This window comes from Clostridium sediminicola (assembly GCF_050402865.1).
Lineage (GTDB): Bacteria > Bacillota > Clostridia > Clostridiales > Clostridiaceae > Clostridium_AF > Clostridium_AF sediminicola.
Genome location: NZ_BAABMF010000005.1, coordinates 102,252 through 116,511, shown reverse-complemented (window position 1 = coordinate 116,511; position 14,260 = coordinate 102,252). Strand labels below are relative to the sequence as shown.

Sequence of the window (14,260 nt, the reverse complement as noted above, 5' to 3'; positions counted from 1 at the left end):
CAAAGGTTAGCTAGGAGGAAATGAGATATGACTAGAAAAAATGTGATAAACACAATATTAGTAAGTGGTTTGTTGATGCTATTTTCTTCTTCATGCGCTCTCAGAAGTATAAAAGATGATATAGCTTATGATGTAGGATATGAAGCTGAAGAGAATTCTTTGATTTCTTTTGGTAAATCAGAAATTTCAGATGAAATTGAGGGTAATGAAATTTTTGTGGATACTTCTATAAGATTAGAAGAAGGACAGATTCCTTTGACTATTTCAAAAGATAAAAAAGAAATTTTCTATCTTGAATTAAATTCAGTTGGGAGAGAAAAATTAAAGGTTTATATAAAAGGAGAAAATGGTGGAATTTATAGTCTAAAAAAAATCGATATTGAGAATAAAAAGACTACACAAATTAAGGATTTTGTTCCTTTCTTTACTACTGTAAAGTGGAATAACAAAGGTGACAAGGTTGCATTTAACGGAAGTGGAAAATTAATTATATATGATAATGAGAATAACAAATTAGTTATGTCAGAAAAAGAATTAAAAGAGGACGCTTATATTAATTATTTTGAATGGTCACAAGATGATATGAAAATATATACTGAAAATCCTACATTAGCTAATGGTTCGATTTATTATGTGAATTCAGGGAAAAAGAGAGAATCATATTATAATGATGAACTTATATATTATAAAGGTAAATTAGATAACAATTATTTTTATGCAAATGTAGTTGCTCCCTACAATACGAATGCTGATAATGTTATGCCAGAAGTAAGAACAGTATTAGTTAATGATGAAGGGAAAATAGTTCATGAAATAATTGACGATAAGTACATTGGTGAAAATAATATTTTTGAATTTAGATTTAGAGACAATTATAAAAAATCTCTTCTTCAAGTGGGTAATATTGGATTTGGACTTTATTATATTGAGAATATTTTTGAGTTAAAAAATATAGAAAAGATTACTGATAAATTTGTTTATGAAGCGAAATTTATTAGTAACGGAGGATTTGCATATACAATTTCTAATAAAGAAAAAGAAGATAATAGTTATTTATTATGTATTGTCGACAGTACAGGGAAAAAAATTAAGGAAGAGGTTGTTGGCAGCAGCTCTTTTACGGTAACACCGGATGGTAAAAAACTCTATTTTGATTTGCCAAATAGAGAGGTATTTAATATTGAGGAATTGACAGTTGTTGAAAGTGGTAATAAAAAAGAAAGTCACACTTCTGAAGAAAATAATGAACATAAAGATATTATGTGCGCTTTGAGAGGTGCAATAGACGTTGGATATAAGTACATTTTAACAGGAGAGAAAGATAAAGAAAATTTAGAAAAATATATTATTGATTCAAAAGATCCTGAGCAGTGGGCTAAATATGATGCTATTAAATATATTGAAGAAAATTATGTTGAACCTGTAAAAAAAGAATACGAAATAACCATAAAGTTAAATAATATTAATAAATATAGATTAAATGAAAAAAATATGGCAAATATTTATGCTGAAATAGAAGTAAAAGATTCATTTGGTACATTATCATATAATGAACATAGTTTTTCTATGGTAGAAAATAATAAAAAGTGGTATCTTACAGGAATTTCTACTTTCCCAAATTCTAAAGAAAGAGAAAAAGTTTTTAGTACAGCTAAAGAATATACTACTAAGGGGATGCTGTTAGACTCTTCAATGGTAGGATTGGAGTTTAGTCAGGAGCTAAAGGAGAAAGAGGTTGAAATAGGACAAATTCAATTTTGGAAAATGAGTGAACCACATTTGAGTTATAATCAAGAATATTCTAATTACTGTAAAGTATATTTGATAGCAAGGGAGAATAATAAAGAAGAAATATATAAAATGATTTTAAAGAAAGATGAAAGCAAGTGGATTCCTGTTGAATTGGAAAAAGAAAGAATGAGCAATCTATTTTAAATACGATTTCTATTTTTATTTTAAGTGTGAAATAAAAATAGAAATTTTTTTACATTTATTTAGTATATGTAGTAATGATTTCAATAGTATAGCACACATAACCTAATGAATGTGAAAATTTTAACTAAGTTCTGTTTAAATGTCAGAAAACTTTTATTATTATGTAAAATGTATAAAAATAAAAAAAATGTGTTATTATAATTATGTTATAATATTGTTTGAGTTACTTTTTAGTACAAATTAATGATTTAGTGTTTTGGAAAAAATACCTTTTGAAATTTTCAAAATATAGAGGTATTATATAGTTGTGTGTGTAAAAGCTTAATAGCTATTATATATAATAGACTTTTATTTCCTGCTAGATTCTTAAAGAGTTTCTGGTTTAACAGTAATCTATTTAAGACTAAATTTATTAATATTTAGATTTTGATATATATTAAGTTTTACATGAGAAACTCTGCAAAAACAATTCTATAGAATAGGAGGATTCATATGAAATTATTTACATTTAAAAAAGGCGTTCATCCACCTCATGGGAAATATCTTTCTGAGAAAAAAGAAATAGTAGATATTGAACCAAAAGATACATTAGTATTTCCTATGGCTCAGCATATAGGAGCACCAGCTGAGTGTTTAGTGAAAAAAGGAGATCGCGTTTTAGTAGGACAAAAGATAGGACAAGCAAAAGGTTTTATTTCTGCAAACATCCACAGTAGTATTTCTGGTACTGTTAAAAAAATTGATGAGGTTTTATTACCATCTGGAAATAAGGCAGCAGCAGTAATTGTGGAAAACGATTACCAATATGAAGAAATAGAATTTCCTAAAAACAAAGATTATAAGGAAATGTCTAAAGAAGAAATTATTGAAATTGTTAAAGAGGCAGGAATAGTAGGAATGGGGGGAGCTTGTTTCCCAGCAAACGTAAAGCTCGCACCACCTCCAGACAAAAAAATTGATTCAATTGTTTTAAATGGTGCAGAATGTGAACCATACTTAACTTGTGACCACAGAGTTATGCTAGAAGAAACAGACAAAATTGTTGAAGGGTTAAAGATTATTCTTCACATGTATCCAGAAGCTAAAGGATATATCGGAATAGAGAATAATAAACCTGATGCTATTAAAGCTATGGAAGATGCAGTAAAAGATATTGATAGTATCTTTGTAATGCCACTTCAAACAAAATATCCACAGGGAGCTGAAAAACAATTAATTTATGCAGTTAATAAAAGAGAAGTTCCTGTAGGAAGATTACCAGCTGATGTTGGTTGTATAGTACAAAATGTATCAACAGTATTAGATATTTACAATGCTGTAGTTAAAGGTATTCCTTCAATTTATAATGTTGTTACAGTTACAGGTGAAGCGGTTGCTGATCCTAAAAATATGAGAATTAGAATGGGTATGTCTTTTAAAGAATTGGTTGAAGAATGTGGTGGATTCAAAGAAGATCCTGAAAAAGTTATTTCAGGTGGGCCTATGATGGGTATGACTATTTCCACTTTAGAGGTTCCAGCTATTAAAGGATGCTCTGGTGTTCTAGCTTTAACAAAAGCTCAAGCTGCGCTTCCACAAGAAGATAATTGTATTAGATGTGGTAAATGTGTAGATGCTTGTCCGATGAATTTAATTCCTTCAAAATTAGATTCTTTATCTAGAAGAGATGAAAATGAAGAATTTGAAAAATGGAATGGACTTGCATGTATTGAGTGTGGTTGTTGTTCATATGGATGTCCGGCTAAGAGACATTTGCTTCAATCAATAAGAACAACTAAACGTGCTGTTTTAGCAGAAAAAAGAAAGAAAAAATAATAAGGAGTGACGATAATGGCTGAAAATTTGTATACAGTTTCATCATCTCCTCATATACGTTCTAAAGAAACTATACAGTCAGTTATGAGAGATGTAATCATTGCATTAGTTCCAGCTATGGTAGCAGGAATAATATTTTTTAAAACACAAGCAATACTACTTTATATAGTTGCAGTACTTTCATGTGTCGTTTCAGAGTGGGCATGGCAAAAATTCACTAAAAGACCTGTAAAAATTCTTGATTTAAGTGCAGTTATTACGGGTATTTTATTAGCGATGAATGTACCTCCTACTTTACCATTATGGATGGTTGCAATTGGCGGAATATTTGCTATGGTAGTAGTTAAGGCACTATTTGGTGGTATTGGACAAAACATAGTAAACCCAGCATTAGCTGCTCGTGCATTTTTGGTATCTTCTTATCCAGTTGCAATGACAACTTGGACTATTGATGGAGTTACAACAGCTACTCCTCTTGGAATATTAAAAGAGGGTGGAGAAGCATTACCAGATATAACTGCTGTATTTATGGGTAATATCGGTGGATGTATTGGTGAGACTTCTGCTTTAGCTTTATTAATTGGACTAGCTTATCTACTTTACAGAAAAGTAATTACATGGCATATTCCAGTTTACTATATAGGAACAGTTTTAATATTATCTACAATTATCGGTAGAGATGGATTCATGACTGGTAATGGAATATATGAAATTATGGCTGGTGGACTTATGATTGGTGCTATATTTATGGCTACTGATTACACAACTTCTCCAATGACTACTAATGGTAAAATCATATTCGCTATCGGTTGCGGTTTACTTACAACTATTATTAGATTTTTCGGAGGATATCCAGAAGGAGTTTCTTACTCAATCTTAATTATGAACTTATGTGTACCATTAATAGATAAATATGTTACTCCTAGAGTATTTGGGGAGGTGAAATAATTGCAAAAGTCAGAAAGTAATTTAAAGTTAGGTGTGATATTATTTATTATCACTGCACTTGCGGGTCTTTTCTTAGGTGGAGTTTACCAGATAACAAAAGAACCTATCGCTAAACAGAAAATAAAGAAAAATAATGAGGCTATGATAGCTGTTTTACCTGATGCTGATAATTTTGCAGTTAAGGAAATTGAACTTCCAGAAGGTACTTTAGTTACTGAAGTTAATGAAGGTAAAAAAGGTGATGAAGTTCAAGGTTATGCAATTAAATTACAAAATGAAGGTTACGGTGGAACAATAGATCTTATGGTGGGCATTTCAAAAGATGGAGTTATTACAGGAATGACTATTTTATCTCATACTGAAACTCCAGGACTTGGGGCTAATGCGACTAAAGATGAGTTCAAAGATCAGTATAAAGGTATATCTACTGAAAAAGCTTTAGAGGTTGTAAAAACAGAAGCATCTGCTGATAATCAAATACAAGCATTAACAGGTGCAACAATTACTTCTAATTTTGTTACAGGGGCAGTTAACTCTGCTGTGGATTTATATAATAATGAATTGAAGGGAGGAAACTAATAATGAAAGTTGCAATGGAAAGATTAAAAACAGGTTTATTTACTGAAAATGTAATTTTCGTTCAAGTTCTTGCAATGTGTCCTACCCTTGCAGTTACTTCAAGTGCAAAAAATGGTTTTGGTATGGGTATTGCTTCAATGGTTGTTTTAATCGGTGCTAACGTGGTTATTTCACTTATTAGAAAACTAGTTCCTGATAAAATTCGTATTCCAGCGTTTATCGTAGTTATAGCTACTTTTGTTACTTTGCTTGGATTCTTATTAGAAGGATTTGTTCCTGCATTGAATGATTCATTAGGAATATTCATTCCACTTATAGTTGTTAACTGTATGATACTTGGTAGAGCAGAATCTTACGCATCTAAAAATGGTCCTTTAGCATCATTCTTTGATGGATTAGGTATGGGATTAGGTTTTACATTAGCATTAACTATTATAGGTGTTATAAGAGAAATATTAGGTTCAGGTATGGCTTTCGGTTTTAAAGTTACACCAGCAGCATTCCAACCAGCATTAATATTTGTATTAGCGCCTGGCGCATTTATTACACTTGGAATATTAATGGCTTTATTTAATCTTTACAATATGAAAAAAAGCAAGGAAGGTGGCAAATAGATGGGAATCCTACAAGAATATTTTGTTTTAATACTAGGCGCTGTACTAGTTAACAATGTTGTTTTAGCAAAATTCCTTGGTATCTGCGGATTCCTTGGAGTTTCTAAAAAAATAGAAACAGCAAAAGGTATGGGAATGGCAGTAACATTTGTTATGGGACTTGCATCAATATTCTCATATGTAATTTTTGAATTTATATTAGTACCTTTGGAACTTGAATATTTATATACTATTGCATTCATATTAGTAATTGCATCATTGGTACAATTTGTTGAAATGGTACTTAAGAAAACTAGTCCAGATTTGTATAAATCTTTGGGTATATTCTTACCGTTGATAACAACTAACTGTGCTATTTTAGGAGCGGTTATTATTAATATGAATAAAGGATTTAACCTACTTCAAGCATTGGTTTATTCAGTTGCTACTGGGTTAGGTTTTATGTTAGCTATAGTTTTACTTGCAGGATTAAGAGAAAGAATGGAAGAAAATACAGATATGCCAGAAGCAGTAAAAGGATTACCAATAGCATTAATCACATCTGGATTAATGGCAATTGCATTCCTTGGATTCTCTGGTTTGGTATAAGGAGGGGTTCAAATGAAGGAATTACTATTACCGATAATTAGCTTAGGTGGACTTGGTTTTGTTTTTGCTATATTATTAGGCTATTCATCAAAAAAATTCGCAGTTGAAGTTAACCCTTTAGTTCCTAAAATTAAGGAATGTTTACCTGGAGCAAACTGTGGTGGATGTGGATTTGCTGGCTGTGATGCATATGCTGAAGCAATAGTTAATGAAGGCGCAGCTCCAAATTGTTGCCCAATAGCTAGTTCAGAAGTTGCAGCTCAAATAGGGGATATTTTAGGAGTAGAAGTTGATACTTCAGCACCGAAGGTTGCTTATGTTAAATGTAAGGGAACTTCATCAAAAGCAAAAGATAAAGGCGAATATTATGGAGTTAGAGATTGTTCTCAAGCTGTAATAGTACCAGGTGGCGGCCCTAAATCCTGTGAATTTGGATGTATGGGATTTGGTTCATGTGTTAAAGCTTGTAACTTTGATGCAATTAATATTGTTGACGGAGTTGCTGTAGTTGATGAAGATAAATGTGTTGGATGTGGAGCTTGTGTAGCTAAATGTCCTAAGAATATAATTGAGATGATGCCAAAAGGAATGTTTGTAAAAGTTACTTGTAACTCAAAAGCTAAGGGCGCATCAGTTAAGAAAATTTGTGAAGTGGGATGTATTGGTTGTACACTATGTGTTAAAGCATGTCCATTTGATGCAATTGAAATGGTTAATAATCTACCAGTTATTAACTATGATAAATGTAAAAATTGTGGATTATGTGCTAAAAAATGTCCTACTGCTGCAATTGATAATTTTAGAAAACCAAAACCTAAAAAGGTTGAAGCTAAGAAAGAAGTAGCTGCAGTTAAAGCTGAAGCAAAAGAAGAAGCATAGTAAAAAGCACCCGTAGGGGTGCTTTTTTAGTTTACAATTTACAGTTGACAACTATTATTTAATATCTACCTATAAGTTTTAAAGCTAATAGGTAGATATTAAATAATTTATGAACTGTTCTGCCGTTCTTCCGGATCGTCCATTTTGATTTAGTTCCCATTTGATTGCTTCTGCCTTTAGTTGTTCTTGTGGTAATGTTATTCCGTTTTGTTTTGCAAGAGAATAAACAATTTCTAAGTATTCTTTTTGGCTTGGCTTTACAAAAGTTAAAGTAATACCAAATCTATCTGAAAGCGAAAGTTTTTCATTTATAGAATCGTTACTGTGAATCTCATCTTTATGACTGAGATCAGGAGCATCGTCCCATTTTTCTTTAACCAAGTGTCTTCTGTTTGATGTTGCATAGATAACAACATTTTGAGGTCTTGCTTCTATACCTCCATCTAAAATAGATTTCATTTGTTTATATTCAAGTTCCGTGTCTTCAAAAGATATATCATCTAAGAATAGAATAAAGGGTTTATTCATTTTACTTAATTGGCTCATAATTTTATTAAGGTATAAGAATTGTAGTTTGTTAACTTCAATTAATCTTAACCCATCTTTATGGAAATGATGCAAAAGGGCCTTTACAAGAGAAGACTTTCCAGTACCTCTTGCTCCTTCTAATAGAATGTTATTTGCAACTTTTCCATCTATAAAACTTTTTGTGTTTTTTATTAAAGTTTCTTTTTGATAAGAATATCCTATTATGTTTTCTAATTCAATTTTATGAGGGTTATCTATACCGGCTATACCTGACAATTCATCCCATTTAAAAGCAAGGAAGTTTGATAGAATACCTGAACCTATTTTATAGTAGTATTGGATTAAATGTTCAGCAAAGGAGTGGAAATTCTCTGATTTTATCAATTGAGATTTTTCGTATTTGTATGGTTGATACTTTTCTTTATTTAAAGTAGGTTGATAATCTAATAGAAAGCTACTATCGACTTTAGTTATTAAGTCTAAAAAACTTAATTTTAAATTCATAAGGTTATATAGAACTTCTAAGTCTTCCATTGCTAACTTGATTAAAGATGGTTCTAGATTACTTCCATATTTTTCGCATGATAAAGCAAATACATTAGAATCATTTAAAATTAAATTTAAAATAAAATTACCAAGTAAATTACCAGTATAGGCCCTTTCTTCAGTTATTTTAATTAAATCACCTATAAAAGAGATATAAGTTTCAGAAATTAATTCATAGTTTAGATTTTCTTTTGCTGATTCAGTTATTAGTAATTCTAATTTTTTCATAGTATTATTTTTTCTAATATTTCTATAAATCAGTAGATTTCTTAAATCTGTTTTTATATTATAATAATTATCAATAGTTTTCATTATAATGCCCCTCTTATTTTAAATTGCGAAGATTACTACGCAATTTAATAATATCATATTTATCATTTTTTTTGTATAAAAATAAGCGTTTCTAAGGGGGACAACAGCATTAGGATAGATTTAAGTAGGTTCTTTCCAAAGTTAGTTAAAATACTTTATAGATATGCAGTATACTTATTGGTATGAACTAAAGAAAAGAGAACATTTAAGATAAATGATTTTATAGAATTGTTAGATAAGAATTTAGAATATATACGACATGAAATAAATAAAGATACCGTTAAGGTATGGATGAAATCTACTGGTAATGAAGTTGTATGTCCTTATAGTAATACAGCATCTACAAAAGTATATTCCCGTTATGAGTGAAGTTTTAAGATTTACCAATACAAAATAAGAAGGTTATAATCTTCATTAATAATAGAAAGATGTTTTGAAATAATCCTAATTGCAATCATAAAACATTTGCAGAAACTTATAATTTTTTTATCTTCCAAAGGTAAAAAAACAAAACGAAGCGAAAAAACGAAATTGGTTAATAAGGTAAGAGATTTATATACTAAGAAATATTCTATGACAAAAATAGCTGAAATCTTAGCTTTAGATAGACGGACTGTTAAAAAATATATTGACCCTAATTTTACACAAACAGTTACTCGTCGTTCTACTAAAATAAAGTATATTGGACCCATACAAAGATGATATTTTCAAATTATACCAAAAAGGTAATACATATAATAGTAGAAAATATTAAAGGATTATCTGATGAAGTAATTAAACTAGTAAATGAAAGATATCATTTCTTCAAAAAAAACTTAACTTACTAATAGAGTTTAAAGAAATACTTAAACAAAAGGAAATTGAAAGATTAGATAAATAATTAATAGTAGCTGAAACTCTAAATAATTTATATATAAACTCGTTTATGAATGGTTTATCAATAGATATATAAGCTGTTAAAAATGCTATAATTTATGATTATAATAATGGTTTAGCTGATGAAGGTAGTGTAGATAAACTAAAAGTTATTAAAAGAATAATGTAATCGTAATATTTTGAAATGATAAGAAATATAGTTTTATATTTTGAAAAAAATAGGTAAATCAACTAACTTTGGAAAAAAACAGTTACTGCCCTTGAAAGTACTAGTAGAATAGGAACTGCATTTAGTGGTTCAGAAGACAGTGTTTAATTTGAATAAAAGAATTAGAAATATAATAATTTTAGAAGTATTTATAATAATTACAATTGGGGTAGTAGTATCAATAATAGGAGCTGCTACATGGAGTAAAATTAGCATAACTTTAGACACATTGAAAAATCGTATTTTAGAATATAATATTCAGAGGCAAAGAGCAAATGAGAATAAATTAAATGCAAATTCAAGATGAATTAGCAAGTATTAATACTAAAATTTCCATTGGTAAGAGTACAGTTAATAATTGTACAACTGCTGAACGAAGTATTCAAAAGTAAACTTATAATTTATATAAGTTTACAAATTAACGGAAGCGATTTTCTCTGGAGCTTAATATATTAATGAATTATGATTTGGATACTCCATTAGAGGTTCAAGCAATAAAAGTACCCTTTGAAAAGTACACAACAAAAAGTTTAGATGATCAAGTTGACTATGTTTTAGCAAACAATGGAGAATTAGTGAAGCTTCAAAATCAGAGTAATCTTGCTAGTATTGAATTAGATATATATGAAGATTATAATTCTTCTGGAAAGTATGATAGCAATATTTCAAAAGCTAATCAAAATATAACTAATTTGGTTTATGATATTCTAGACAAAAGGGGAAGTCTAGAATATGAAGTGCGAAGTCAATATAATAATTTGTTAAATTCATATGATGCACTCAGCATTAAAGAACTTGAGATTTCCAATTTAGCCATTACTTTAAATACTACAGAAAAAAGATATGAAGTTGGCTTAGAATCAAAAAACAATTTGGCTCTGGCCAAAGAGAATCTTGCATTTGCTCAGTTAGAATTGGACAAAGCCAAGTTAGATTATTATGTGGCCGTAGAGACTTATAAAAATTTTGTAGATTAACATTGAGAAGGTCTGTTTAGACCGACTTAGGTTATTTATAAAGACTTGCGTAATCGCAAGTCTTTATCTTTGTTAGAATTTACAATTCAATTAGAGTTTGTATAATTTTTTTGCAAGAGATTTTGACATAAAAACAGTTGCCACAAATCTAATAGGAATAACACAGATCTCATTTTCAGCTTCAGTGTAAACTACACCATTTTCAACTTTTAAGATTTTCAAATTATTGAAAATACCTTCACGACCATTTAATAGAATGTCCACCTTATAACCAATTAGTTTTGTAAATAATTTCTTTAGATAAGTATTTGTATCCATTGGTACTTTCGGCATAGGTAATTGTCGAAATGGCATAGGTCCATAAAATCCATTATACAATTTTTTACCTCCAAGTAGTATTAACCAATTCTAGTATATGAATATAAAAGGATTTAGTTACTATGTTATTTTAATTAATCATTAAAATAACATTTTGAAATAAGAATATTTATAAAAAAGGCGGCGGAGCCTTAGCATTCTCAGTGTTTGCAAGCAAACACCTGCCATGCCAGCGGGATTCCCTTCGACAATGCTATCGCATCTGAGCACCCTCCTAAAAGAAGTGGGGAATACTTCCCCTGCACCCCTTCATTTTTTATTACATAGAAAAGTATAAAATTTATACTTTTCTATGCAATAAAAAATACTGCCTAAATGTTTAGGCAGTATATATAATGATATTATTTTGTTTCAAAGCTTCCACAATCTGTGCTTTCAACAGTATTAGCTGTTCCGCCATGTTTTATGATTTGAACTTTGTTTAAAGAACAGTAGTTTTCTTCACCGCTATGATGTTTACATTCATTAACATTGCATCCGATGTTTTCGTTTTTAGCCACAATATATCCCTCCATTTATAAATTAATATTACTACAATAGTATTAGCAATTTTAGAGAAACTATTCACTTGTTTTTTTTGCATATTTGATTTTTGAGTGTTGTATTTTTTGTTATTAAATGCTATTATAAGAATGTTTCGTATGCGAATCATTCTTGTGCGAAATATATTCAAGAAGGGAAGAGTTATGATGTCAAATTTAACAGATGGTTTCCAAATAGCTTCTTTGCTTAAGGAAATAAATTCTAAATTAAATCACAGTATTAAAAATGAATTTAAAGATAGCGGGCTAACTGTACCACAAATTTCAGTAGTTAAAATACTTGTAAAACATAAAAGATTAAAAGTAAGTGAAATAAGTAAAAAAATGAATCTTGTTAATAGTACAGTTTCTGGAATTATTGACAGACTTGAAAAACAAAATATAGTGGAAAGAGTTCGAAGTAAAGAAGATAAAAGAATAGTTTATATTGAACTTTCTAGTAAAGGTAATGAACTTGTGAAAGGGCTTCGACATACTATAAACAATTATTTTGGGGATATTTTTAGCAATGCTAGTAAAGAGGAAATGGATACTATTCTTTTAGGACTTAAAACATTAAAAAATGTATTAGATGATTAAACAATATTTAAAGGTTCAAATCCAATAAAAGAATCAGCAGAAAGAGTGCTTTCAGAGTAAAATGAGATGCAATAGTAAATGAGTAAAAAATTTAAAAAATCTGAAATAAAATTTTTGGTTGGACTTGCAATTGGAATTTATGGGTTATTGCAAGCAATACATCAGGTACCATTTGGTGCGTTAAGTGACAAAATAGGAAGAAAACCAATAGTTTTAATTGGTATATTTCAACTTGCTTTAGGTTAATTTCTAGCAGGTATTGCAAATAACATTTATATTCTCATTGTTGCTAGAGCACTTCAAGGAAGTGAAGCTATTATGGCTGCAGCATATTCTTGGATAGGAGATGTTATTTCTGATACAAAACGAAATGAAGCAATGAGTATTGTGGGAATTGCATTTGGCTTAGCTGGAACGGCTGGATTTATTGGAGCTACTTTATTAAATAAAGTGCTTTCATTTCCTCAAATTTTTTGTGTGTGTGCTACACTTACAGTGGTTACATGGTTTTATATTGCTTTCTTTGTAAAAGAAAATAAAATGCAAAAATGTATTGTAAAAAAGAAGAAACTAAAATTAGAAATGATAACAAAAGATATAATGAAATTAATGATGGGAGGTTTTTTTGTATATTATTCAATGGTAAGTGTTTTTATTATAGTTCCTCAAATAATAGATAAATCCATTGTAGTAGGATAAATGTGGAAATTATTTATACCTGGGACATTTTTGGAAATAATTGAAATGAGAATTTCTGTGAAATTTGCTTATAAAGGATATGAAAAAAATACAGTAAAAGCAGCGTTTGTAGTTCTGATTGCATCAATTACTTGTCTTCTTGCAGAAAATATTTACTTTATTGCAGCTGGATTGATATTATATTTTATAGGTTATATGAGTTTAGTATCATTATTTCATGCTAAAGTAACAAAGCTTGCACCTAAAAATGCTATGGGTGCTGTAACAGGTATTTTTAATACAGTACAATTTATGGTTCTTTTATAGGGGGAGTGTTAACAGGTGTTCTTTGGGGAATAAGTAAAAATACAGCTGTTGGTGCATTATTATTTCTTTGTATACTAACAATGTTTGTAGTAATTACCGTTGAGAATTATTCTAAAGAAGGTAATGAAATGAAAGGCGATGAAATACTAGAATGTAAAAACTCAAATATTACACAAAAAGGAGCTTGTTAAGGGGTGAGTATGAGAAATCGTATAGAGCGTGAAAAGAATACAGTAGAGAAGATGATTAAGCTTTATTGTAAGCAAAATCATAAATTTGAAAAAGGTTTATGTGAAGAATGTACAGAATTATTGAATTATTCAAAAGCACGTCTTGAACATTGTAAATTCGGTATAAATAAACCCGTATGTGGAAAATGCACTATACATTGTTATAGAAAGGATATGCAAGATAAGATAAAAAGTATTATGAAGAGTGTGGGTCCAAAGATGTTGTTTGTTCATCCAATATCTTCAATACAACACTTTATTGATAGTTTTACAAAATAATTTTGATATACTAATTAAATATAATTAATTATGAAGGAGATGTTTTATGATGTTAATTATATCAATAATAGCAATGATATTAGCTTTAATTTGTTATTCAATAGGAGTTTGGGGAGAAAGATTTTCTGGAAGATTGACAAAATCGAATCTAATATTCTTTTGGATAGGTTTTGTATTTGATACAACAGGGACAACTGTGATGTCAATTATGAGTAATAAGTTTCAATTTGATATTCATGGAGTAACTGGATTGTTAGCTATATTATTAATGCTTTTTCATGCAATTTGGGCTACTATTGTACTTGTAGACAATAATGATAATTTGTTAGTTAAATTTCATAAATTCAGCCTATTTGTATGGATAATTTGGTTAATACCATTCATAACAGGTGCATTATCAAATATGATGAAATAATATATTACTTAATACAAAAATGAGCAG

The 14,260-nt window shown here is 29.4% G+C and carries 17 protein-coding genes and 1 pseudogene; 15 read left to right on the top strand and 3 right to left on the bottom strand.

Features of this window, described 5'->3' with window-relative positions; genetic code table 11:
* The first annotated feature begins 27 nt into the window (after positions 1 to 27).
* From ACQ3F0_RS10960 to ACQ3F0_RS10930, 7 genes are all read left to right on the top strand, one after another.
* Positions 28 to 1,935 carry a hypothetical protein gene (locus tag ACQ3F0_RS10960; protein WP_428865285.1) on the top strand — a complete coding sequence of 636 codons (1,908 nt, stop codon included), beginning with the start codon at positions 28 to 30 and terminating at the stop codon, positions 1,933 to 1,935.
* Positions 1,936 to 2,427: 492 nt separating this feature from the next.
* Positions 2,428 to 3,750 (top strand): electron transport complex subunit RsxC, encoded by a 1,323-nt coding sequence (gene rsxC, locus ACQ3F0_RS10955; protein ID WP_428865284.1) that lies wholly within the window; start codon positions 2,428 to 2,430, stop codon positions 3,748 to 3,750.
* 15 nt (positions 3,751 to 3,765) lie between these two features.
* Positions 3,766 to 4,698: an RnfABCDGE type electron transport complex subunit D gene (locus ACQ3F0_RS10950; protein ID WP_428865283.1), complete on the top strand. Its 933-nt coding sequence runs from the start codon at positions 3,766 to 3,768 to the stop codon at positions 4,696 to 4,698.
* The gene (locus tag ACQ3F0_RS10945; protein WP_428865282.1) at positions 4,699 to 5,277 is read left to right on the top strand and encodes an RnfABCDGE type electron transport complex subunit G; all 579 of its coding nucleotides are present in this window, start codon (positions 4,699 to 4,701) and stop codon (positions 5,275 to 5,277) included.
* A gap of 2 nt (positions 5,278 to 5,279) precedes the next feature.
* Entirely contained in the window at positions 5,280 to 5,891 is a 612-nt protein-coding gene (rsxE, locus tag ACQ3F0_RS10940) for an electron transport complex subunit RsxE (RefSeq protein WP_428865281.1), read from the top strand.
* Positions 5,892 to 6,479: an electron transport complex subunit RsxA gene (gene rsxA, locus ACQ3F0_RS10935; RefSeq protein ID WP_428865280.1), complete on the top strand. Its 588-nt coding sequence runs from the start codon at positions 5,892 to 5,894 to the stop codon at positions 6,477 to 6,479.
* Positions 6,480 to 6,491: 12 nt separating this feature from the next.
* The gene (locus ACQ3F0_RS10930; protein WP_428865279.1) at positions 6,492 to 7,358 is read left to right on the top strand and encodes an RnfABCDGE type electron transport complex subunit B; all 867 of its coding nucleotides are present in this window, start codon (positions 6,492 to 6,494) and stop codon (positions 7,356 to 7,358) included.
* Positions 7,359 to 7,442: 84 nt separating this feature from the next.
* Here ACQ3F0_RS10930 and ACQ3F0_RS10925 read toward each other — a convergent pair whose 3' ends face one another.
* A complete protein-coding gene (locus tag ACQ3F0_RS10925; RefSeq protein WP_428865278.1) occupies positions 7,443 to 8,744 on the bottom strand; it encodes an ATP-binding protein in 1,302 nt (433 codons plus the stop codon).
* Positions 8,745 to 9,913: 1,169 nt separating this feature from the next.
* On the opposite strand from ACQ3F0_RS10925, the gene ACQ3F0_RS10920 reads away from it, so the two are divergent.
* Both ACQ3F0_RS10920 and ACQ3F0_RS10915 read left to right on the top strand, forming a co-directional pair.
* Positions 9,914 to 10,135, top strand: a complete 222-nt coding sequence (locus tag ACQ3F0_RS10920; RefSeq protein ID WP_428865277.1) for a hypothetical protein — start codon at positions 9,914 to 9,916, stop codon at positions 10,133 to 10,135.
* Positions 10,136 to 10,283: 148 nt separating this feature from the next.
* A complete protein-coding gene (locus ACQ3F0_RS10915; protein ID WP_428865276.1) occupies positions 10,284 to 10,805 on the top strand; it encodes a TolC family protein in 522 nt (173 codons plus the stop codon).
* Positions 10,806 to 10,895: 90 nt separating this feature from the next.
* On the opposite strand, the gene ACQ3F0_RS10910 is transcribed toward ACQ3F0_RS10915, so the two are convergent.
* Positions 10,896 to 11,183 carry a hypothetical protein gene (locus ACQ3F0_RS10910; RefSeq protein ID WP_428865275.1) on the bottom strand — a complete coding sequence of 96 codons (288 nt, stop codon included), beginning with the start codon at positions 11,181 to 11,183 and terminating at the stop codon, positions 10,896 to 10,898.
* A gap of 341 nt (positions 11,184 to 11,524) precedes the next feature.
* Positions 11,525 to 11,683 (bottom strand): DUF1540 domain-containing protein, encoded by a 159-nt coding sequence (locus ACQ3F0_RS10905; protein ID WP_428865274.1) that lies wholly within the window; start codon positions 11,681 to 11,683, stop codon positions 11,525 to 11,527.
* Positions 11,684 to 11,869: 186 nt separating this feature from the next.
* Between ACQ3F0_RS10905 and ACQ3F0_RS10900 the strand changes: the two genes are divergently transcribed.
* The 6 genes and pseudogenes from ACQ3F0_RS10900 (at position 11,870) to ACQ3F0_RS10875 (ending at position 14,233) form a co-directional block, all read left to right on the top strand.
* Positions 11,870 to 12,304 carry a MarR family winged helix-turn-helix transcriptional regulator gene (locus tag ACQ3F0_RS10900; protein ID WP_428865273.1) on the top strand — a complete coding sequence of 145 codons (435 nt, stop codon included), beginning with the start codon at positions 11,870 to 11,872 and terminating at the stop codon, positions 12,302 to 12,304.
* Positions 12,305 to 12,382: 78 nt separating this feature from the next.
* Positions 12,383 to 13,003, top strand: a pseudogene (locus ACQ3F0_RS10895) (MFS transporter).
* The gene (locus ACQ3F0_RS10890) at positions 13,004 to 13,309 is read left to right on the top strand and encodes an MFS transporter (RefSeq protein WP_428865272.1); all 306 of its coding nucleotides are present in this window, start codon (positions 13,004 to 13,006) and stop codon (positions 13,307 to 13,309) included.
* Between the two features lie 5 nt (positions 13,310 to 13,314).
* Positions 13,315 to 13,500: a hypothetical protein gene (locus tag ACQ3F0_RS10885; RefSeq protein ID WP_428865271.1), complete on the top strand. Its 186-nt coding sequence runs from the start codon at positions 13,315 to 13,317 to the stop codon at positions 13,498 to 13,500.
* A gap of 9 nt (positions 13,501 to 13,509) precedes the next feature.
* Positions 13,510 to 13,818 carry a nitrous oxide-stimulated promoter family protein gene (locus ACQ3F0_RS10880; protein WP_428865270.1) on the top strand — a complete coding sequence of 103 codons (309 nt, stop codon included), beginning with the start codon at positions 13,510 to 13,512 and terminating at the stop codon, positions 13,816 to 13,818.
* Between the two features lie 49 nt (positions 13,819 to 13,867).
* Positions 13,868 to 14,233: an HsmA family protein gene (locus tag ACQ3F0_RS10875; protein ID WP_428865419.1), complete on the top strand. Its 366-nt coding sequence runs from the start codon at positions 13,868 to 13,870 to the stop codon at positions 14,231 to 14,233.
* The last annotated feature ends 27 nt before the right edge of the window (positions 14,234 to 14,260 follow it).

Excerpts from the sequence above, each read along its gene's own strand:
- ACQ3F0_RS10890 (WP_428865272.1), top strand. The coding sequence starts at position 13,004 with ATGTGGAAATTATTTATACCTGGGACATTTTTGGAAATAATTGAAATG.
- ACQ3F0_RS10900 (WP_428865273.1), top strand. The coding sequence starts at position 11,870 with ATGATGTCAAATTTAACAGATGGTTTCCAAATAGCTTCTTTGCTTAAG.
- ACQ3F0_RS10925 (WP_428865278.1), bottom strand. The coding sequence starts at position 8,744 with ATGAAAACTATTGATAATTATTATAATATAAAAACAGATTTAAGAAAT.
- ACQ3F0_RS10950 (WP_428865283.1), top strand. The coding sequence starts at position 3,766 with ATGGCTGAAAATTTGTATACAGTTTCATCATCTCCTCATATACGTTCT.
- ACQ3F0_RS10960 (WP_428865285.1), top strand. The coding sequence starts at position 28 with ATGACTAGAAAAAATGTGATAAACACAATATTAGTAAGTGGTTTGTTG.
- ACQ3F0_RS10930 (WP_428865279.1), top strand. The coding sequence starts at position 6,492 with ATGAAGGAATTACTATTACCGATAATTAGCTTAGGTGGACTTGGTTTT.
- ACQ3F0_RS10880 (WP_428865270.1), top strand. The coding sequence starts at position 13,510 with ATGAGAAATCGTATAGAGCGTGAAAAGAATACAGTAGAGAAGATGATT.
- ACQ3F0_RS10915 (WP_428865276.1), top strand. The coding sequence starts at position 10,284 with ATGAATTATGATTTGGATACTCCATTAGAGGTTCAAGCAATAAAAGTA.
- rsxE (WP_428865281.1), top strand. The coding sequence starts at position 5,280 with ATGAAAGTTGCAATGGAAAGATTAAAAACAGGTTTATTTACTGAAAAT.
- rsxC (WP_428865284.1), top strand. The coding sequence starts at position 2,428 with ATGAAATTATTTACATTTAAAAAAGGCGTTCATCCACCTCATGGGAAA.
- ACQ3F0_RS10875 (WP_428865419.1), top strand. The coding sequence starts at position 13,868 with ATGTTAATTATATCAATAATAGCAATGATATTAGCTTTAATTTGTTAT.
- rsxA (WP_428865280.1), top strand. The coding sequence starts at position 5,892 with ATGGGAATCCTACAAGAATATTTTGTTTTAATACTAGGCGCTGTACTA.